Source organism: Ancylobacter aquaticus (genome assembly GCF_004339465.1).
GTDB lineage: Bacteria > Pseudomonadota > Alphaproteobacteria > Rhizobiales > Xanthobacteraceae > Ancylobacter > Ancylobacter aquaticus.
Genome location: NZ_SMFY01000002.1, coordinates 1,149,851 through 1,168,357, shown reverse-complemented (window position 1 = coordinate 1,168,357; position 18,507 = coordinate 1,149,851). Strand labels below are relative to the sequence as shown.

The 18,507-nt window shown below is 69.2% G+C and carries 18 protein-coding genes; 13 read left to right on the top strand and 5 right to left on the bottom strand.

The annotated features are described in order from the left end of the window. The first annotated feature begins 84 nt into the window (after positions 1 to 84). Positions 85 to 681, top strand: coding sequence for an FMN-dependent NADH-azoreductase (locus EV667_RS15060; protein ID WP_131836113.1), 597 nt, complete (start codon positions 85 to 87; stop codon positions 679 to 681). A 152-nt stretch (positions 682 to 833) separates the two neighbouring features. On the opposite strand, the gene EV667_RS15055 is transcribed toward EV667_RS15060, so the two are convergent. Continuing rightward, positions 834 to 1,511, bottom strand: coding sequence for a GntR family transcriptional regulator (locus EV667_RS15055; protein WP_245516163.1), 678 nt, complete (start codon positions 1,509 to 1,511; stop codon positions 834 to 836). A 126-nt stretch (positions 1,512 to 1,637) separates the two neighbouring features. Continuing rightward, positions 1,638 to 2,843 (bottom strand): pyridoxal-phosphate-dependent aminotransferase family protein, encoded by a 1,206-nt coding sequence (locus EV667_RS15050; RefSeq protein ID WP_131836111.1) that lies wholly within the window; start codon positions 2,841 to 2,843, stop codon positions 1,638 to 1,640. A gap of 178 nt (positions 2,844 to 3,021) precedes the next feature. On the opposite strand from EV667_RS15050, the gene EV667_RS15045 reads away from it, so the two are divergent. Beyond that, positions 3,022 to 5,997, top strand: a complete 2,976-nt coding sequence (locus EV667_RS15045) for an FAD-binding and (Fe-S)-binding domain-containing protein (RefSeq protein ID WP_131836110.1) — start codon at positions 3,022 to 3,024, stop codon at positions 5,995 to 5,997. A gap of 144 nt (positions 5,998 to 6,141) precedes the next feature. Here the strand turns inward: EV667_RS15045 and EV667_RS15040 are convergent, their stop codons facing one another. From EV667_RS15040 to EV667_RS15030, 3 genes are all read right to left on the bottom strand, one after another. Further along, a complete protein-coding gene (locus EV667_RS15040) occupies positions 6,142 to 7,461 on the bottom strand; it encodes a TRAP transporter large permease (protein ID WP_245516162.1) in 1,320 nt (439 codons plus the stop codon). Next, positions 7,458 to 8,006, bottom strand: coding sequence for a TRAP transporter small permease (locus EV667_RS15035; protein WP_131836109.1), 549 nt, complete (start codon positions 8,004 to 8,006; stop codon positions 7,458 to 7,460). The genes EV667_RS15040 and EV667_RS15035 overlap by 4 nt, the downstream gene beginning before the upstream one ends. Positions 8,007 to 8,118: 112 nt before the next feature. After that, on the bottom strand, positions 8,119 to 9,102 hold the full coding sequence (locus tag EV667_RS15030) for a TRAP transporter substrate-binding protein (protein ID WP_131836108.1): 984 nt from the start codon (positions 9,100 to 9,102) through the stop codon (positions 8,119 to 8,121). 218 nt (positions 9,103 to 9,320) lie between these two features. On the opposite strand from EV667_RS15030, the gene EV667_RS15025 reads away from it, so the two are divergent. The 11 genes from EV667_RS15025 (at position 9,321) to EV667_RS14975 (ending at position 18,487) form a co-directional block, all read left to right on the top strand. Further along, positions 9,321 to 9,758 (top strand): GlcG/HbpS family heme-binding protein, encoded by a 438-nt coding sequence (locus EV667_RS15025; RefSeq protein ID WP_131836107.1) that lies wholly within the window; start codon positions 9,321 to 9,323, stop codon positions 9,756 to 9,758. Positions 9,759 to 9,962: 204 nt separating this feature from the next. After that, positions 9,963 to 10,478, top strand: a complete 516-nt coding sequence (locus tag EV667_RS15020; RefSeq protein WP_245516161.1) for a BA14K family protein — start codon at positions 9,963 to 9,965, stop codon at positions 10,476 to 10,478. A gap of 187 nt (positions 10,479 to 10,665) precedes the next feature. Further along, positions 10,666 to 11,301 carry a response regulator gene (locus tag EV667_RS15015; protein ID WP_131836106.1) on the top strand — a complete coding sequence of 212 codons (636 nt, stop codon included), beginning with the start codon at positions 10,666 to 10,668 and terminating at the stop codon, positions 11,299 to 11,301. Then, complete coding sequence (locus EV667_RS15010; RefSeq protein ID WP_245516160.1) at positions 11,298 to 12,623, top strand: histidine kinase; 1,326 nt, start codon at positions 11,298 to 11,300, stop codon at positions 12,621 to 12,623. The genes EV667_RS15015 and EV667_RS15010 overlap by 4 nt, the downstream gene beginning before the upstream one ends. A 105-nt stretch (positions 12,624 to 12,728) precedes the next feature. Beyond that, positions 12,729 to 13,679, top strand: a complete 951-nt coding sequence (locus EV667_RS15005) for an AAA family ATPase (RefSeq protein WP_131836105.1) — start codon at positions 12,729 to 12,731, stop codon at positions 13,677 to 13,679. Between the two features lie 140 nt (positions 13,680 to 13,819). Then, complete coding sequence (locus EV667_RS15000) at positions 13,820 to 14,512, top strand: DUF58 domain-containing protein (protein ID WP_131836104.1); 693 nt, start codon at positions 13,820 to 13,822, stop codon at positions 14,510 to 14,512. After that, positions 14,499 to 14,864, top strand: coding sequence for a hypothetical protein (locus tag EV667_RS14995; RefSeq protein ID WP_131836103.1), 366 nt, complete (start codon positions 14,499 to 14,501; stop codon positions 14,862 to 14,864). Before EV667_RS15000 ends, EV667_RS14995 begins: the two co-directional genes overlap by 14 nt. After that, entirely contained in the window at positions 14,861 to 15,802 is a 942-nt protein-coding gene (locus EV667_RS14990; protein WP_131836102.1) for a VWA domain-containing protein, read from the top strand. Before EV667_RS14995 ends, EV667_RS14990 begins: the two co-directional genes overlap by 4 nt. Then, positions 15,799 to 16,683, top strand: coding sequence for a VWA domain-containing protein (locus EV667_RS14985; RefSeq protein WP_131836101.1), 885 nt, complete (start codon positions 15,799 to 15,801; stop codon positions 16,681 to 16,683). The genes EV667_RS14990 and EV667_RS14985 overlap by 4 nt, the downstream gene beginning before the upstream one ends. Further along, positions 16,680 to 17,312, top strand: coding sequence for a hypothetical protein (locus EV667_RS14980; RefSeq protein ID WP_131836100.1), 633 nt, complete (start codon positions 16,680 to 16,682; stop codon positions 17,310 to 17,312). The genes EV667_RS14985 and EV667_RS14980 overlap by 4 nt, the downstream gene beginning before the upstream one ends. Then, a complete protein-coding gene (locus EV667_RS14975) occupies positions 17,306 to 18,487 on the top strand; it encodes a BatD family protein (RefSeq protein ID WP_131836099.1) in 1,182 nt (393 codons plus the stop codon). The genes EV667_RS14980 and EV667_RS14975 overlap by 7 nt, the downstream gene beginning before the upstream one ends. Positions 18,488 to 18,507: the final 20 nt, after the last annotated feature.

Below are 18,507 nucleotides of genomic sequence, written 5' to 3'. Positions count from 1 at the left end.
CGATGTGCGTTCTTGCGGACTATACGAACAGGCACGTAATTAGTCCAGGTTACAAATCGTAACTAGCAAATCACGGTCGTCCCCATGTCCCTCGCTCTTCTTCACCTCGATTCCTCCATCCTCGGCGATCATTCGGTGAGCCGGCAGGTCAGCGCCGCCATTGTGGCGCGGCTGACCGCCGCCGATCCCTCCCTCGCCGTCCTCTATCGCGATCTCGCGGCCGACCCGCTGCCGCACGCGACGCCCGCCAGCATGCCGGCCGACCACCCGCTTTCGGGCGGCAAGGGCGATGGGGCGAGCCAGCAGGCGCTCGACGATTTCCGCGCCGCCGACATCGTGGTGATCGGCGCGCCGATGTACAATTTCTCCATTCCCACCCAGCTGCGCGCCTGGATTGACCGCATTCTCGTGCCCGGAAAGACCTTCGCCTATGGCGATGGCGGCAAGGTCACGGGACTGGCGGCCGGCAAACGGGTGATCGTGGCGCTGGCGCGCGGCGGCTTCTATGCCGACCCGGCCTTCGCAGTGGCGGCCGAGCATGCCGAGACCTATCTGCGCTGGGTGTTCGGCTTCATCGGCATCACGCCGGAATTCATCATTGCCGACGGCATCGCGGCCGGCCAGCGCGAGGCGGCGCTCGAAAGCGCGATGAAGAGCGCCGGCGAACTGAAGGCGGCGTGAGGGGCGGGCGCGAGGCCGAGGGTCCCGCCCTTTCACGTCATTCCGGCCAAAGGCGAAGCCGCAGGGCCGGGATCGCGCACCCGCATGACTACGGTCCCGGATCGGCCTTTGGCCGTCCGGGATGACGCGGTATCGGAGGTGCGGTGACGGGCCTATTCGGCGGCGCGGGCGAGGTCGACGAGCGATTCATGCACCATCGCCGCCTTGTGCCGCAGATGCTGCTTGAGGATGGCGCCGAGCCGGGCGCCGTCGCGGGCGTGGAGCGCGGCCATCATCTCCTCATGGTCCTCCACCGCCTCGCGCCAGCGCTCGCTCGATTTCTGCGCGACAAAGCGCACCGCGTGGATGCGGACCATCAGCGTCTGGTAGAGCTGGGTGAGGGCGTTGTTGCCCGCCATGTCGAAGAAGGCTTCGTGGATGCGGCGGTTGAGCCGGAGATAGGCAGCGGGGTCGCTGGCGCGGTAATGCACCAGCATCTCGTCATGCAGCGCCTGCACGGCGGCGATATCCGCATCGCTGGCGCGGGCACAGGCGGCCTCGCCGGCCAGCGCCTCCATCGCACCCATGATGGGGAAAAGCTCGTCCACCTCGTCGGGAGAGACGCGGGCGACGCTGGCGCCGCGATTGGGCGAGAGAATGACAAGCCCCTCATTGGCGAGCACCTTCAGCGCCTCGCGCAGCGGTGTGCGCGACACGCCGAAGCGCTGGCACAGTGCCTGTTCGGAAATCTTGTCGCCGGCCTTCAGGTCGCCGCGCATCAGCATGTCGCGCAGCTGCGCCGCCAGCTCGTCATGCAGGCTGCGCCGGGGAATGATGGCCGTGTCCGACATCGCCACAGGCGAATCTCCAGGTCGCCGCGCACCCGGCGCGGCATGACGTTCTATGTACCCTTAAATCGCTCCGGCCGGCGAATTTCGCAAGGTCAACGAAGGTCGCGCGCCTGCCGGAGCGATGGATCACGCGGCCGCGCTGAGCGTGCCGCGGGCGCAGTCGGCGAGGTAGTCCATCGCGGCCTGCGCTCCGCCCTTCTTGTGCGGCACGCCGGCCACCGACAACCCCATCTCGACGCCCGACAGCGCGCCGAGAATGGTCAGGTCGTTGGTGTCGCCGAGATGGCCGATGCGGAACACTCGGCCCGACAGCTTGGTGAGGCCGGTGCCGAGCGACATGTCGAAATGGTTCAGCGTCTTCTCGCGGAAGGCGTCGGCGTCGTGGCCCTCCGGCATCAGCACGGCGGTGAGCGAGGAGGAGTAGTATTTCGGCTCGCGGCAGAGGACTTCCAGGCCCCAGGCGCGTACCGCACGGCGGGTCGCCTCGGCATGGCGGTCGTGGCGGGCGAAGACGTTGTCGAGGCCTTCCTCGTGCAGCATGTCGATCGCCTCGGCGAGGCCGTAGAGCAGGTTGGTGCCGGGCGTGTAGGGAAAATAACCCTTCTCGTTGTGCGGCAACTGCTCCTCCCACGACCAGAACAGCTTGGGCGTGGTGGAGGTCTTCGCGGCAGCCAGCGCCTTGTCGGAAACAGCGTTGAAGGAGAGGCCGGGCGGCAGCATCAGGCCCTTCTGCGAGCCGGAAACCGTGACGTCGACGCCCCATTCGTCATGGTGGAAGTCGATCGAGGCCAGCGAGGAAATGGTGTCGACCATCAGCAGCGCCGGATGGCCGGCATTGTCGATGGCCTTACGAACCTCGGGGATCAGCGAGATGCAGCCGGTGGAGGTCTCGTTGTGGACGACGCAGACCGCCTTGATCTCGTGCGCCTTGTCCTCGCGCAGCCGTGCCTCGAGGGCGTCGGCATCGGCACCGATGCGCCAGTCGGATTCGATGAAAATCGGGTGCAGGCCGAGCTTGATCGCCATGTTCCGCCAGAGCGTGGCGAAATGGCCGGTCTCGAACATCAGCACCTTGTCGCCGGGGGAGAGCACGTTGGCGAGCGCGGCTTCCCACGCGCCGGTGCCGGAGGCGGGGTAGATGATGACCGGGTTGGCCGTTTTGAAGACGGTCTTCATGCCCTCCAGAACGCGCTTGCCGAGCTTCTGGAACTCGGGGCCGCGATGGTCGATGGTCGGCATGTCCATCGCGCGCAGGATGCGGTCGGGCACCGGGGTCGGCCCCGGAATCTGCAGGAAATGACGACCCGCGACCCGGGCGGCATTGCTGGACATTTTCTTCTCTCCCTTGGTCGGCGCGGCTGATGCGCCTCTTCACGGATGCGCGGGGGTGGCAGGCGAAGGCCCGCTTCGGCGTCCCCATCTTGCATAAATGAATTATGAATGCAAAATGCGTTTAAGTCCATGGCGGCGCGCCGGCGCTGCCGAGACGGGCGTGAGGGAGTGAGCGATCATGGCGGCACGGCTGACGCCCGGACTGGAGCGGCGTCTGAAAGCGGACGTCTCGGGAGACGTGTGGTTCGACCGCTTCAATCGCGGACGCTACGCCACCGACGCCTCGTTCTACCAGATCATGCCGCTGGGGGTCGTCGTGCCGCGCACGACGGAGGAGGCCGAGCGTGCCATCGCGCTGGCGCGCGCCGAGGGCATTCCCGTCACCCCGCGCGGGGGTGGCACCTCGCAATGCGGGCAGACCATCAATGATTCGCTCGTCATCGACGGTTCCAAGCACCTCAACCGCATCCTAGAACTCGATGTGGCGAACCGGCGCTGCGTGGTCGAACCGGGTATCGTGCTCGACGACCTCAACCGCGTGCTGAAGCCGCATGGGCTGTGGTTTCCGGTGGATGTTTCCACCGCCAGCCGCGCCACCATCGGCGGCATGGCTGGCAACAACAGCTGCGGCGGGCGCTCGCTGCGCTACGGCACGATGCGCGACAATGTGCTCTCCATCGACGCCATGCTGGCAAATGGCGACAAGGCGTATTTCGGTCCGGTGGACCACAACCTGTCGAGCCTGCCGCCCGATTCGCCACTGGCCCCGCTCGCCCGCGACCTGTTCGATCTCGGCGCCCGCGAGGCAGGGGAGGTGGCGGCGCGCTTCCCCGCCGTGCAGCGCCGGGTCGGCGGCTACAATCTCGACGCGCTGGTGCCGAATCCACGCGGCGCCAACCTCGCCCATATCCTCGTGGGTTCGGAAGGCACGCTCGCCTATTCCACCCGGATCGAGCTGAAGCTCTGGCCGCTGATCGGCAAGAAGGTGATAGGTGCCTGCCATTTCGGCAGCTTCTACCAGGCGATGGACGCCGCCCAGCATCTGGTGAAGCTGAAGCCCATCGCGGTCGAGTTGGTGGACGCGACGCTGCTGGCGCTGGCCGGCGAAATCCCGATGTTCCAGGCGACGCTCAAGCAGTTCGTGCGCGGCACGCCGGACGCCATCCTGCTGGTCGAGTTCGCCGAGGACGAGGCGGAGAACGAGCGCCGGCTCAAGCTGCTGGAAGACACGGTGGGCGATCTCGGCTTCGGCTGGGACCGCGAGGGCGCCAACTGGGGCGGCGTGGTGAGCGTGCGCGAGGCGGGGCTGCAGGCGGCGATTGCCGACGTGCGGACCTCCGGGCTCAACATCATGATGTCGATGAAGCAGGCGGGAAAGCCCGTCTCCTTTGTCGAGGACTGCGCCGTGCCGCTGCCGCACCTTGCCGACTACACGGCGCGGCTGACGGAGGTTTTCGAGAGAAACGGCACGCGCGGCACCTGGTACGCCCACGCCTCCGAGGGGTGCCTGCATGTGCGCCCGGTGCTGAACCTGCGGCTGGAGAAGGACGTGAAGGCGATGCGCGCCATCGCCGAGGAAGCCTTCGCCATGGTGCGCGCGTATAAGGGCTCGCATTCCGGCGAGCATGGCGACGGCATCGTGCGCTCGGAATTCCACGAGACCATGTACGGCACGCGGCTCGTGCGCGCCTTCGAGGAGGTGAAGGACCGCTTCGACCCCGGAGGGCTCTACAATCCCGGCAAGATCGTCCGCGCGCCGAAATTCGACGATCGCAGCCTGTTCCGCTACGCCCCCGACTACAAGGTGGCGCCGATCAAGGCGGCGCTCGATTGGTCCGGCTATTCCGGCGAGGGCGGCGGCCTGCAGGGCGCCATCGAGATGTGCAACAACAACGGCGCCTGCCGTAAGGCGGTGGGCGGCGTCATGTGCCCGAGCTACCGGGTCACCCGCGATGAGAAGGACGTGACGCGCGGGCGCGCCAACACGCTGCGCCTCGCCCTTTCCGGCCGTCTCGGCCCCGACGCGCTGGCCTCCGACGAGATGATGGAGACGCTCAAGCTCTGCGTCTCCTGCAAGGGCTGCCGGCGCGAATGCCCGACCGGCGTCGACATGGCCAAGATGAAGATCGAGGCGCTGGCGGCGCGGGCGAAGGCGAAGGGCATCACCCTGCACCAGCGGCTCGTCGCCTATATGCCGCGCTATGCCGGCCTCGCCTCGAAAGTCCCGTGGCTGCTGAACCTGCGCGACACCCTGCCGGGGGCGGCGAAGCTGTCGGAGATCGCCGCCCAGTTCAGCGCCCGCCGCACCCTGCCGCGCTGGCGGGCCGACGCCTTTCGCCAGACCGACATTGCCTTCGGCCCGGAGGGCGGGCGCGAGGTGGTGCTGTTCGCCGACACCTTCAACCGCTGGTTCGAAAAGGAAAACGTGGTCGCCGCGCTGGAGGTGCTGGTTGCCGCCGGCTACCGCGTTCACATGCCGCGTCCGGTGGATGGCGGCCGGCGCGCGCTGTGCTGCGGGCGCACCTTCCTTTCCGCCGGGCTGGTCGACGAGGCGAAGGCGGAGGCGCGGCGGGTGGTCGAGACCTACGCCCCCTTCGTCGCGCGTGGCGTGCCGGTGGTGGGGCTGGAGCCGAGCTGCCTGCTCGCCTTTCGCGACGAACTGCCCTCCATGCTGCCGGGGGAGGGGGCGCAGGCGCTTTCCGCCCATGCGCTGCTGATCGAGGAGTTCATCGCCCGCGAGATCGACGCCGGGCGCTTCGACCTGCCGCTGGCGCCGCTGGCCGAGAAAGCGCTGCTGCACGGCCACTGCCACCAGAAGAGCTTCGGCGCCATGGGCGCGGTGGAAAAGGCGCTGCGTCTCGTGCCGGGGCTGCATGTGGAGACGGTGGAATCGAGCTGCTGCGGCATGGCCGGGGCCTTCGGCTATCACAGCGAGACCATCGACACCTCGCTCGCCATGGCTGAATTGTCGCTGCTGCCGGCGGTACGCAAGGCGGAGGCGGGAACGCTCATCGTCGCCGACGGCACCTCCTGCCGCCACCAGATTCATGACGGCGCCGCCCGCGAGGCGGTGCATGTGGTCGCCGTGCTGGCGCGCAGCCTCAAAGCCGCACGAGCTGAAGGGCTGGTGGGCCAGTTGACGGCGGCGGAGTAGACCCCAGGCGCCCGCCTGACCTTCTCAAGGCCCCCGCGCTCGCGCGGGGGCCTTTTTCATTGGCTCGGTCGCCCGTGCATGCGGACAAAAAAAGACCTCCCCGGCGTTGGCCGGGGAGGTTGGGGGCGTTCGGTCGTGCGGCCGTCAGTTGGCCGGCATGGCGCCGATGGAGGGGTCTCCATAGAACCACTGCGTCGGCGCCAGGGCGAACCAGGGCACATAGGTGCAGATCATCAGCACCGTGAGCAACACGAGCAGGAAGCCGAGATTGGCCTTCGTCGTCTGCCAGATATCCGACTTGGCGATCGAGCAGGCGGCGATGAGCACCGAGGCGACGGGCGGTGTCTGCTGGCCGATGGCGAGGTTCAGCGTCAGCACCAGTCCGAAATGCACCGGGTCGATGCCCACCTGCTGGATCAGAGGCAGGACGATCGGCACGGTCAGGATGATCGCCGCCGCCGAATGCAGGAACATCCCGAGAATGAGGAACAGGATGTTGAGCAGCAGCAGCACGAGGTAAGGGTTGGTGGTGAAGTCGGCGATCGAGCTGGCCAGCGCCTGCGGCACCCGGCTCTCGGTGAGGAACACGCCGACCAGCGCCGAGGAGGCAACCAGCAGCATCACCACCGCCGTCTGCAGCGCGCCGTCGACCAGGGCACGGTACAGCGCCATGAAGCTCAACTCGCGGTAGATGACGACGGCGATGAACAGCGCCGCGCACACGGCGACCGCCGCGCCCTCGGTGGCGGTGACGAAGCCGCCGAAGATGCCGCCGAGAATGATGACCGGCAGCATCAGCGCCCACAGCGCTTCCCGGAACGCCGTCACCAGCCGGCTCCAGGCGAAGCGCTGCTCAATGGGGAAGTCGTTCTTCACCGCGTAGTACCAGCTCGCCAAAGCGAGGCCGGCGCCGCCGAGCAGGCCGGGCAGCAGGCCGGAGATGAACATCTTCACCACCGAGACCTGCGCCATAACCGCGTAGAGGATCATCGGAATGGACGGCGGCAGGATGATTGCGAGACTTGCCGAGGAGGACGAGATCGCCGCCGCGAACTCCTTGCTGTAACCCCGGCTCTTCATGGCCGGGATGAGCAGCGAGCCGAGCGCCGCGACGCCGGCCACCGCCGAGCCGGAAATCTCGGCGAAGAACATCGAGGAGCCGATCGTCACCATGGCGAGGCCGCCGCGCACGAAGCCGAGCATGGCCGAGGCAAGGTTGATCAGCCGCCGCGAGATCGACGACGAGTTCATGATGCCACCCGCGAAGATGAAAAGCGGGATGGCGAGCAGCGGGAAGTTGGTGGCGCCCTCGAACATGACCAGCGCCACGTTCGGCAGCATGTCGGCACCCTGTGTCGCCCAGATGGCGATCACTGCCACCATGCCGAGCGCCACCGCGATCGGCACGTTCAGCAGCACCATGCCGAACAGGCCGAGGAACATCAGACCCATTGTGCTGCTCATCGGGGCGTGCCTCCGCTTGCCGGGGTCTCTTGAATGGTTTCCAGCGCTTCCTTCAGCTCATGGTCCTCGAAGCCGGAACCCCGGGCGGCGGCCAGCACCTCCGGAAAGCGCATCAGTTCGGCGATAATGAACAGCACCGCCGTGATCGGGATCACCGACTGGGTGACGACCAGCGACACGTTTGGCAGCGAGACGAGCGTGCTGCCCTGGAGGATGTCCAGCACCTCAAGGCCGGTAACGGTGAGGATGACGAAGAAGACGAGCACGATGATTTCCGCCACGATGGTGGAGGCCACGCGCAGCGACGGCGGGAAGGCGTTCACGATGCCGGGAAAGCCGATATGGGCGCCGCGCAGGGCGGCCAGGGCGCTGCCGTAATAGGTCAGCCAGCACAGGCCGATCGAGGCAATCTCGTCATACCAGACCAGCGACAGGTCGATAGCCCGGAAGACGAAGCCGAGCACGATGATGACGGTCAGGGCCGCCATCAGCACTGCGGCGATGATTTCCAAGATCCGGTCGTAGGATCTTCTGAGTGCGAGCATGTTCCTGTTCCACGGGCGCGGGCGCTCGGCCGCGCGTTCTGTAAGGAGCGGGGGGAAGGTTCGTGCGGCGTTCCGGCCGGCGCGCCGCTGGGGCTGCCGGCCGGAAGCGGGCTCAGGAGCCCTTGCCGAGGGCGAGGGAGTCGTCGACCAGCTTCTGGCCGCCCGGCACTTCCTTCGCGAACTCCTCATAGACGGGCTTCGACGCCTCGATGAAGGCGGCCTTGTCGACCTCGTTCACCTGCATCCCGGCCTCCTTGAGCTTGCCGAGCAGTTCGTCGTCGAGTCGGGCCGCGATCTCGAGAGCGACAGGCTGCATCTCGACGGCGGTCTCGGCGAGCGCCTTCTGCACGTCCGGCGGCAGACGTGACCAGCTGCGCCCGGCGGTGACATAGGCCGGCGTGTAGACGTGGCCGGTCATCGACAGGTACTTCTGCACTTCCTGGAAGCGCGACGGATAGATCTGGGCCAGCGGATTCTCCTGCCCATCCATCACCCCGGTCTGCAGCGCGACGAAGACTTCCGACAGCGCCATCGGGCTCGGCGTCGCGCCATAGGCCTGGAACATCCGCACCCGCCACACGCCCTGCGGGACGCGCAGCTTGATGCCCTTAAGGTCATCGGGCTTGTCGATCGCCCGAGTGTTGTTGGTGACGTGGCGGATGCCGTTCTCCCACACGCCGATGATCTCGTAGCCCTTATCCTTGGCGATGGGCACGAGGACCGGGGTGATGACGGCGTCGCGAATCTTGGCGGCGTGGTCGCGGTCCTTGACGAGATAGGGCATCTCGAACACGCCGAACTCCGGCGCGACCGTCGTCATCACGGTCGAGGGGAGGGCGAGGTCGACGGTGCCGAGCTTCAGCTTCTTGAGCAGTTCGGTGTCGCCGCCGAGCTGGCTCGAGCCGTAGATGGTGACATGGGCCTTGTCGCCGAGCTTGGCGTTGGCGCGTTTGGCGAATTCCTGCGAGGTCTGATCGAACAGCGAACCAGGCTCGCCCACATGGCCCAGCTTGATTTCGATCGGCGCGGCTGCCGCCGTGGCGGCAAACAATACGGTGCCGGCAATTGCCGACACGATTCGCGTGAGGCGGATCATGGCGTGCTCCTTGGGTTTCCGTGTGCCCGGTTTTCCGGTGCTTGTGTCTCGCGCGGCAGGGCCATGGACGGACGCCAGACGGGCATCCGCGATCCTCGGCCAAACCGAACTATGAATTATGAATGCAAAATTTAGCCGTCATGGCAAGGCGAGACTTGACGGTCGGGTCGCGAAAGGCACAGTCGGGGTCGGAAAAACACGCCATACAGGGAAAACGCATGCCCGATCTCAGCCTCGACGCCGCCCAGACCATTCTCTCCACCGCGCTTGGCCATTGCCGGGCCGGCGACTTCAAGCCGATGGCAGTGGTCGTGCTCGATGCGCGCGGCGCGGTGAAGGTATCGGCGGCGGAAGACGGCACCAGCCTGAAGCGCTTCGAGGTCGCCCATGGCAAGGCCTATGGCGCGCTCGCGCTCGGCATTGGCTCCCGCTCGATCTTCAAGCGGGCGAAGGAGCAGGCCTTCTTCGTCGCCGCCGTGGGTCATCTCGCAGGCGGGGCGCTGGTGCCGGTGCCGGGCGGCGTGCTGATCCGCGACGGGGCGGGCGAGGTGATCGGCGCCGTCGGCATATCCGGCGATACCTCGGAAAATGACGAGGCGGCAGCGGGCGCGGGCATCGCGGCGGCGGGCTTTACGGCCGATCCCGGCGCCGACTGACGTTCAACGTAAATAAATACCGCTGATGGAAGGCGCGCGGGAACCCTGCGCGCCTTTTCGCGTTATGGCCTTCGAGGGCCGCGCTGTGGCTACTATGAACGCTTGTTCAGGAATCTGTCGTATTAAAATAGATTTCGTTCAGCCAGCATTCATCGGCAGGCCGTTATTACATAGCAACGGTCAAGATAACGGAGGAATGCTACGATGAAAAAGTTTTCCATTGCCATTGCTGCGGCCGCGATGGTCTTCACATCTGTCGCCGCGCCTGCTGTGGCGCTGCCGATGATGCCGCAGACAGTGGCTCCGGCTCCGCTCACCGCGACCAGCCCGATTCCGGGCGTGGAGAATGTCCAGTATCGCCAGGGCAACCGCCGCGCCTATAGGCAGGGCTACCGCCAGGGGAACCGTCAGGGTTACCGCCAGGGCGCGCGCCGTGGTTATTGGAACCAGGGTGGCAACCATTACTACAATGGCTACCGTGGCTACAATTATTACCGCCCCGGCTACCGCCAGTATAATGGCTGGTACTTCCCGGCCGGTGCTTTCGCCGCTGGCGCGATCCTCGGCGGCGTGATCGGCGCGGCTGCGTCCCAGCCCTCTCAGTCCTACTCGGGCAATGGCCATGTTCAGTGGTGCGCGAGCCAGTACCGCTCCTACCGCGCGTCGGACAACACGTTCCAGCCCTATAACGGCCCGCGCCAGCAGTGCGTTTCGCCGTGAACCAGCCGCGTCAGCGGTGAAGAAAAGCCCGGCTTCGGCCGGGCTTTTTTATGCCCACGGCAAGGAGATGCCGCGACGCACAGCGCCCACCCATAGGAATCGCGTCGCGCGTTCAGCGGGTGGAAGACGGCCCGGCAGTGCCGACGCGGCCGTTGGTGCGCAGGCCCGGCCGCGATATCATCCGGCCATGGACCCGATCCGCATTCTCCTGGTCGACGATCATCCGATTGTACGCGAGGGCTACCGCCGCCTGCTCGGGCGTCAGCCCGGCTTTTCCGTGGTGGCCGAAGCGGGAGACGGCGTGGACGCGCTGAGTGCCTTCGCCGAGCACCGGCCCGACATCGTGCTGATGGACCTTTCCATGCCGGGGGGCGGGGGCTTCGCGGCGGTGGAGGCCATCCTCGCCCGCGATGACCAGGCCCGCATCATCGTCGTCTCCATGCATCAGGGCGCCGTTTTCGCGCAGAAGGCTATGGCGGCCGGGGCGAGGGGCTTCGTTTCCAAGGCCAGCCCGCCGGACGAACTCGTGCGCGCCATCGCGACGGTGATGGGCGGGAGGCGTGCTCTTTCCACCGACATGGCGCAGGAATTCGCCCGCGCGGTGGTCGAGGCCAGCCCCGTCGCGGGCCTGACCCCGCGTGAGCGCGACATCCTGCTGCTGCTGATGCGCGGCATGAACGGCCGGGCGATTGCCCGCGATCTCAATCTCTCCTCCAAGACGGTGCAGAACAACTTGTCGCAAATCCGCGCCAAGCTCGGCGCCTCGGGCGACGCGGACCTCGTTTTGAAGGCGCAGCGCGCCGGCCTCGTGCCCGCGCTATGATGCGCGGCCTGCTGCCTCAGCTGGTGCTGCGGGTGCTGGCCGCCGGGCTGCTCACCCTGTTGGTCGCCGCCTTCTGGGTGCTGTGGGACACCGGGAACGCGGCGCGCCGGGATGCCCAGACCACCGCCACCCTCGTCGCCGACGCCATCGCCGCCCGGCCCAGCTTCGAGGGGCTGGCCTTCGGCGGCGTGGCGCCGACGCCGGTCTTCCGCGACTGGCAGGAGTTCCCCGCCTGGAGCCTGATCGCGCCGGGGATCTGTGTCGAGCTCGGGCCGCGCGACCACCCGATCCAGCGGCGCTGCGGCCCTTATGTGGCGGCGCCCACGCCCCCGGAATGGTTCGTCTGGCTGGCGCAGCGTCTCGGACTGGTGCCGGGATCGGTCGCCGTGCCGGTGCGCACCCGCTATGTCACCAACGCCTATGTGACCGCTATCGCCGACCCCGGCGTCATCGTCACCCGCGCCTGGGCCCGCACCGGCGACCTGATGCGCGTCGCGCTGGGTATGGCAATGGGCGGGGCGCTGCTGACCGGCCTGTTGGTGATGCGCCTGCTGGCACCGTTCCGGCTGCTGCTGCGTGGCATCGAACGCCTGCAGCGGGGGGATTTCGCCGCCCGCCTGCCGCCGCTGCGTGTGGCCGAATTCGATCGGCTGAGCACGGCGGTGAACGACACGGCCGCCACCCTGCAGGACGCGCAGGCCATGCGCGCCGAGCTTACGCGGCGGCTGTTCACCGTGCAGGAGAGCGAGCGGCGGGCGCTGGCGCGGGAACTCCATGACGAGTTCGGCCAATGCCTCACGGCGACCCGCGCCATGGCGGCCGCGATCGCGCAGTCCGGCGAGACCACCGCGCAGGACGGGGCACGCATCGCCGAGATCACCGGCCAGATGATGGACAGCCTGCGGGCCGAACTTGCCCGGCTGCGTCCGCCGGACCTGGACGATCTGGGCCTGCGCCCCGCGCTGGAGCGGATGGTGGCGGATTGGCGCGCGCGCGTGCCGGCGGTGCGCTTCGGGCTGGAACTCGCCGGCCCTGTGGACGCGGTACCCGACGATCTGGCGCTCAGCCTCTACCGCATCGCCCAGGAATGCCTGACCAACGCGATCCGGCATGGTGCGCCCACCACCGTTGCCCTGCGCATCGCGGTCGGCGAGGACATCACCCTGACCGCGACCGATAATGGCTCGCCCCGCCATGACGGCGAGATCGGCGATGGCTTCGGCCTGCTCGGCATCCGCGAGCGGGTCGACGCGCTCGGTGGCAGCTTCGCGTTGACGCCGGTGGCGGGCGGCATGCGCGCCCTTGCCCGCCTGCCGCTCTGACCCGGGCGATCTTCCCGGGTCGGCCGGGAAGGCCTCTCTGGCGGCCTGTCCCACCCGCCCGCATCCTCGGAGCCGCCGGGGAATCGGGCACGGGAAGATCGCCACATGAACGACATGAGCCATCCGATTGCGCGGCTCGGCGCCGCCGTCGCTGCCGGGCTTATCGGCCATGAGGAACTGGTCGAAAGGCTGCTGATCGCCCTTCTCGCCGGCGGCCATGTGCTTATCGAGGGACCGCCGGGCATCGCCAAGACGCGGGCGGTCAAGCGGCTCGCCGCCCATCTCCCCGGCAGCCATGCGCGCATCCAGTGCACGCCGGACCTGCTGCCCTCGGACCTCACCGGCACGCAGGTGTTCCGCCCGGAAAGCGGCGGCTTCGATTTCGTGCCTGGCCCGCTGTTCCACGCGCTGGTGCTGGTGGACGAGATCAACCGCGCCCCGCCCAAGGTGCAGTCTGCGCTGCTGGAAGCCATGGCCGAGGGCCAGGTGACGAGCGCGGGCATCAGCCGCCCGCTTCCCGATCCCTTCATGGTGGTGGCGACGCAGAACCCGATCGAGCACGAGGGCACCTTTCCGCTGCCCGAAGCACAGATGGACCGCTTCCTGCTGCATCTCTCCCTCGGCCTGCCGCTGGCCGAGCAGGAGCGCGCCATTCTTGACCTCGTCTCCGCCGAGCGGATCGCCGGAGCGACCTTTCTTGCCAGCCCGCTGACGGCGGAGGCGCTGCATGAGGCGAAGGCCGAGGTGGCGCGTGTGCATCTGGCGCCGGCGCTGAAGGACTTCATTGTCCGGCTGGTCATGGCGTCGCGGCCCGGCGGTGCGGTTGCGCAATGGGTCGAGCATCCGGTCTCCCCGCGCGGCACGCTCGCCCTCGCCGTGGCCGCGCAGGCGCGCGCCTGGCTGAAGGCGCGTGACTATGTGCTGCCGGAAGACGTCATCGCCCTCGCGCCCGACGCGCTCGCCCACCGGCTGATACCGAGCTGGTCGGCCATCGGCGAAGGACGCAGCGGGCGCACCCTCGTCACCGACATATTGCGCCTGGTCGAGCCATGGTGAGCGCCGCGCTGGAGGCGCCCGGAATCCGGCTTCACGCCCGCGAATTGCTGGCGCTTCGCGAGGGGGCTCCCAGAACGGGGCGAACGCAGCCCGCGTCCCGTCGGCCGGGTGCCGCTGCCGCCAGGCCGCCGGGCGCGGGGATGGATCTGCGCGAGATCCGCGCCTTCGCCGAGGGCGATGACGCCCGCCGCATCGACCCTTCCGCCACCGCTCGCACGGGCGCCCCGCATATCCGCGCCTTTCACGAGGACCGGGACGACACGCTGCTGCTGATCGCGGATTTCCGGCCGCCCATGCTGTGGGGCACCGGCGCGTCGCTGCGCTCGGTGCGCGCGGCGCGGCTGGCGGCGCGGCAAGGGTGGGAGGCCGTGGCGCGGGGCGCCTCGCTGGCGGCGATCGCCGTCACCGCCGAGGGCGTGGCGGCGGTGCCGCTGGGCGGCGGCACGCCGCAGATGATCCGCATATGCCACATGCTCGCCAGCCGCCACGACCAGGCTCTCGGCTCCGGCCGCGAGGCGCCGTCGCTGGAGGAAGCGCTGATCCGCGCCGCGCGGCTTTCCCCGCCCGGCGGCGCGGTGCTCATCGCCACCGGCCCCGAGGGCCTCGCGCCGGAGGACGAGCCTGCGCTGGGCCGGCTCGCCCGCCGGCGCCGGGTGCAGGTCGTGCTGCCGCTGGACCCGCTCGAGACCGCGCCGCCGCCGGCGCCGCTGCCCGTCCAGGCCGGCGCGCTCACCCGCCTTGCGCGGCTGGCTCCCTTCAACAGCGCGGCGCTGGCGCAGCGGCTGCGGGCGCTGAATGTGAGCCTCAAGGCGATGGCCGATGACGCAGGCTGAACTCATCGCCGCCCTGCCGGAGGGACGCCTGCCGCCGGCGCTCATGCAGGTGAACGCGACCGACCTGCTGGCGCTGTTCGGTGCGGGGCTGTTGCTCGCGGCGTTGCTGGCGCTGCTGGCGGCGCCGTTCCTCGCGCGCCGTCCCTCGCGGCGGGCGCTCATTCGCGCCACGCGCGGAATGCCGCCGCAGGAACGGGTGCTGGCGATCGGCCGCCTTCTCGGGCACCTGCCGGAGGAGCTGCGCGCGCTGGCCTATGGCGGCGGGCCGCCGCTCGCGCCGGAAGCCATCGAGCGCATCGCGCTGAAGGCGAGCGAGCGCATTGCGCTCAAGGCGAGGCGTGCGCGCCGATGACGCTTGCCTATCCGCTCGCCCTGCTGCTGCTTCCGATCCCGTTGCTTGCGCGGTTTCTTCTCGCCGTGCGGGCGCCGGCGGAGGCCGCGCTGCGCGTGGCACCGGGTGCCTTCGCCGCAGCGCTGCCGGCGCGCGGAGGCGGGGACAGGGCTGGGCAGGCGGTCCTCCTCGCCGCCTGGATCGCGCTGGTGCTGGCGCTCGCCGGCCCGCAGATGGCGGCGACGCGCGAGGTGGTGACGGCCTCGGGCCGGGAGATCCTGCTGGCGCTCGACCTCTCCGGCAGCATGCTCAAGGAGGACTTCGTTCTCGACGGCAAACCGCTCTCGCGGCTCGATGCGGTCAAGCGCGTCGCCGCACGCTTCGTCATGGCGCGGCGGGGCGACCGGATCGGGCTCGTGATCTTCGGCGACAGGGCCTATGTGGCGCAGCCGCCGACCTTCGACGTCGCTTCGGTGGCGCGTGCCATCGACATCGCCCAGATCGGCATTTCCGGCCGCTCCACCGCCATATCGGACGGGCTGGGGCTGGCCACGCGGCGGATCATGGGCAGCGATGCCACGAGCAAGGTCATCGTCCTGCTCTCCGACGGGGTGGATACATCGGGCAAGGTTCAGGCAGCGGACGTGGCGCGGCTCGCGGCGAGCCATGGCGTACGGGTGCACACCATCGCGCTCGGCCCGGAGGATAGCGAGAACCAGCCGGCCTCGCGCGACGCGGTGGACGCCGTCGCCCTGCGCGCGATTGCCGAGGTCGGCGGCGGCACCAGCTTCCGCGTGCGCGACATGGCGGATCTCGAAGCCATGGCCGCCACGCTGGACCAGCTCGAACCGAACCCGATGAAGCGCCCCCCGCTGCTCTACTGGCGCCCGCTCTGGATGTGGCCCGGCGCGCTGGCGCTGGCGCTGATGCTGCTGCTCGCGACGTGGAGGCGGGCGTGAGCGAACTGGTGCTGCTGCGTCCCCTGTGGCTCGCGGTCTTGCCGCTGCTCATGGGCATTGCGCTGTGGCAGTGGTGGCGCGGTCCCGCTTCCGGAGGGTGGGAGCGGGTGATGCCGCCGGCCATGGTGGGGGCGATGCGGGCGCTGGGACAGTTGCGGGGAGGGGCCGACAACCGGCGCGTGGCCTCGCTCGCGGCGGCGGCCTTGCTTTGCCTCGGCCTCAGTGGCCCGGCCGTGCCACGCAAGAACGCGCCCCTTCTGGCGGGGAGCGGGGCGATCCTGATCGCCATCGACCTGTCGCCCTCGGTGGCGGAGGGGCCGGCCCTCGCCGATGCCCAGGCCGCTGCCGCTGCCCTGCTGACCGCCGCCGCCGGACGTCCGGTCGGCCTGCTGGTCTATTCCGGCGAGGCCTATGAGGTGGCGGCGCCGACATCCGACCCGGCGACGCTGGAGAGCCAGATCGCCGTGCTCGGCCGCGAGACCCTGCCGGGCGGCGGCAGCCGACCCGCCAGTGCGCTGGCGCTGGCGCGGCAGATGCTGCAGGCGAGCCGTGACGCCGACCTCGTGCTGATCTCCGACGGCGGCGGCCTCGACGACGCCGCCCGCGCCGAGGCCGAGCGCCTTGCCGGCGAAGGCGTTCGCCTCTCTATATTGACGCTGGATGGCGCTGCCGGGGGCACGGCCGACATCGCCGGGCTGGAGACGCTCGGCAGCCTCGCCGCTGCCGCCCGCGCGCCCGCGCCGGTGTTGCGGCGCCTCGCGCGGCAGGGCGCGCTGGAGCCGGACCCGGTGCTGGCGACGCTGGCGTTCCTCGATCTCGGCCCCTTTCTCGCCGGGCTGGCCGGGCTGTCGCTGCTCGGCCTTTTCCGGAGGCGCGGATGAACCGTCCGGTGCTCTTCCGCCTCGCCCTCGTCGCGAGTGCGGGTCTGGCCTGCATGCTCCTCGCCGGTCCTACCGCCTGGGGGCGTTTCGCGCTGCGGATCGGCGCGCCGAGCGCAGCCGCGCGGCTGCTGGACGAGCCGGCCGCGCGCGGCCTCGCTTTGTACCGGGCGGCCGACTTCGCGCGTGCCGATGCGGCGTTTGCGCAGGCGGGACGCAGCCAGACCTTCAATCGCGCGCTGACGCTCGCCGCCAACGGCCGGCACGCCCTCTCGGTCGCCTATTTCGACGCGGTGCTCTTCGCCAATCCGTCGGATGCCGACGCACGCCGGCTGCGCGACATGGTCGATGCCATGGTGCCGAAGACGACAGGCGAGTCGACCGTGCCGGGCCGGCTTCCGGGGGAAGGCGGTCTCGGCCCCATGCCGCAAGAGGGCGGCCCGACACTGGCCGGCACGCCCGATCCCGAATGGAAAAAGCCGATCGACGCGCGCGGCTTCGCCGCCTCCGATGCGTGGCTGGAGACACTGGCCGACGATCCCGGCGAATTTCTGCGCCTGCGGTTGCGCAAGGAATATGAGCGGCGGGCCGGACTCGGCCTGCTGCGGCCCGAGGAGGGCGAGAGATGGTGAGGTGGATCGTCCTGCTGCTGCTCCTGATCGCCGGCGACGCCCATGCGGACAGTCTGCGTCTCCTGCTGCCGGAGGGCGCGCATCCGGTCGCCGGCGAGATGATCCCGGTGACGCTGAGGGGCGAATACACCAGCCGGATCGCGCTGGAGACGCTGAACTTCCCCGGCTCGGCGGCGTATGACTGGATGCAGCTCGCGCGCGACCAGTGGCGGGACGAGGAGATCGCCGGGCGCACCGTGCGGGTGTTCGAGCGGCGCCTCGCGGTCTTTCCCCGTCACGCGGGGACGCTGACGCTGGGGCCGGTGACACATCACCTCACCGTGGTCGATGAGACGAATCTGCGCGCCCCGCTCGATGTGACGGCGGCGCCGGTTACTCTTGCGGTGGCCCCCTATCCCGGCGAGGGAACGCCGCTTTCCGCCCGCAGCCTCACCGTCGAGGACACGCTGTCCGCCGCCCCGGGGGAACTGCGCGACGGCGAGACGCTAGTCCGCCGCGTCACGCTGAAGGCCCAGGGTGCGCTGCCGCACATGCTGCCGCCGCGCCCTATCCTGCGCGAGCCGTGGCTGATCAGCTTCGCCGCGCCGGAACAGCGCGAGATGCTCCCGACGCCGGCGGGTCCGGTGACGACGGTGGTCTGGGAATGGCACCTGCGCCCCACAACCGGAGAGCCGGGCGTGCTGCCGCCGGTGCCCATCGCCTGGTTCGACACGGCGGCCCGCGAAATGCGAATGGCGGAGATCACAGCTCTTCCTTTCGGCTATGCCAGTTTCCGGGATAATCGCAGCGGCACGGAGCGGCTACCGGCCGCCGAATCGGGCGCGGGCTGGCTTGCGCTGGTCGCGGGTGGCCTGACCGGCATCAGCCTCTGCGTCACCGGGCTGGCGCCGCGCCGACGGGCGCAGATCCTGCGCGACCTGCGGCGGCTCTCCCCCTTCGATCCGACGCGGCGCTGGCTGAAGCGGGCGGCCCGCACCGGCGACCTGTTCGCAATCCGGCGTGCCGCGGAGGCGTATCTGCGCCGTCGGCGCGAACTCAACCTGCCGGTGAACGGGTGCGAGACCACCGAACTCGACGCCATGCTGTATGGGCGGACGGCCGATGCGACCGGGTTCGACCGGGAGGCGGTGATAAGAACCATCCTCGCACACGCACCGAGGGACCGGCGGGCGTGATCGCTGCCGGTCCTCCAGGG

Bases quoted from the DNA above. Each gene is read 5' to 3' on its own strand.
- EV667_RS15055 (WP_245516163.1), bottom strand. From the start codon at position 1,511: ATGTCGGACACGGCCATCATTCCCCGGCGCAGCCTGCATGACGAGCTG.
- EV667_RS15035 (WP_131836109.1), bottom strand. From the start codon at position 8,006: ATGCTCGCACTCAGAAGATCCTACGACCGGATCTTGGAAATCATCGCC.
- EV667_RS15005 (WP_131836105.1), top strand. From the start codon at position 12,729: ATGAACGACATGAGCCATCCGATTGCGCGGCTCGGCGCCGCCGTCGCT.
- EV667_RS14980 (WP_131836100.1), top strand. From the start codon at position 16,680: ATGAACCGTCCGGTGCTCTTCCGCCTCGCCCTCGTCGCGAGTGCGGGT.
- EV667_RS15000 (WP_131836104.1), top strand. From the start codon at position 13,820: ATGGATCTGCGCGAGATCCGCGCCTTCGCCGAGGGCGATGACGCCCGC.
- EV667_RS15045 (WP_131836110.1), top strand. From the start codon at position 3,022: ATGGCGGCACGGCTGACGCCCGGACTGGAGCGGCGTCTGAAAGCGGAC.
- EV667_RS15025 (WP_131836107.1), top strand. From the start codon at position 9,321: ATGCCCGATCTCAGCCTCGACGCCGCCCAGACCATTCTCTCCACCGCG.
- EV667_RS15030 (WP_131836108.1), bottom strand. From the start codon at position 9,102: ATGATCCGCCTCACGCGAATCGTGTCGGCAATTGCCGGCACCGTATTG.
- EV667_RS14990 (WP_131836102.1), top strand. From the start codon at position 14,861: ATGACGCTTGCCTATCCGCTCGCCCTGCTGCTGCTTCCGATCCCGTTG.
- EV667_RS14995 (WP_131836103.1), top strand. From the start codon at position 14,499: ATGACGCAGGCTGAACTCATCGCCGCCCTGCCGGAGGGACGCCTGCCG.
- EV667_RS15040 (WP_245516162.1), bottom strand. From the start codon at position 7,461: ATGAGCAGCACAATGGGTCTGATGTTCCTCGGCCTGTTCGGCATGGTG.
- EV667_RS15010 (WP_245516160.1), top strand. From the start codon at position 11,298: ATGATGCGCGGCCTGCTGCCTCAGCTGGTGCTGCGGGTGCTGGCCGCC.
- EV667_RS15060 (WP_131836113.1), top strand. From the start codon at position 85: ATGTCCCTCGCTCTTCTTCACCTCGATTCCTCCATCCTCGGCGATCAT.
- EV667_RS15050 (WP_131836111.1), bottom strand. From the start codon at position 2,843: ATGTCCAGCAATGCCGCCCGGGTCGCGGGTCGTCATTTCCTGCAGATT.
- EV667_RS15015 (WP_131836106.1), top strand. From the start codon at position 10,666: ATGGACCCGATCCGCATTCTCCTGGTCGACGATCATCCGATTGTACGC.
- EV667_RS15020 (WP_245516161.1), top strand. From the start codon at position 9,963: ATGAAAAAGTTTTCCATTGCCATTGCTGCGGCCGCGATGGTCTTCACA.
- EV667_RS14975 (WP_131836099.1), top strand. From the start codon at position 17,306: ATGGTGAGGTGGATCGTCCTGCTGCTGCTCCTGATCGCCGGCGACGCC.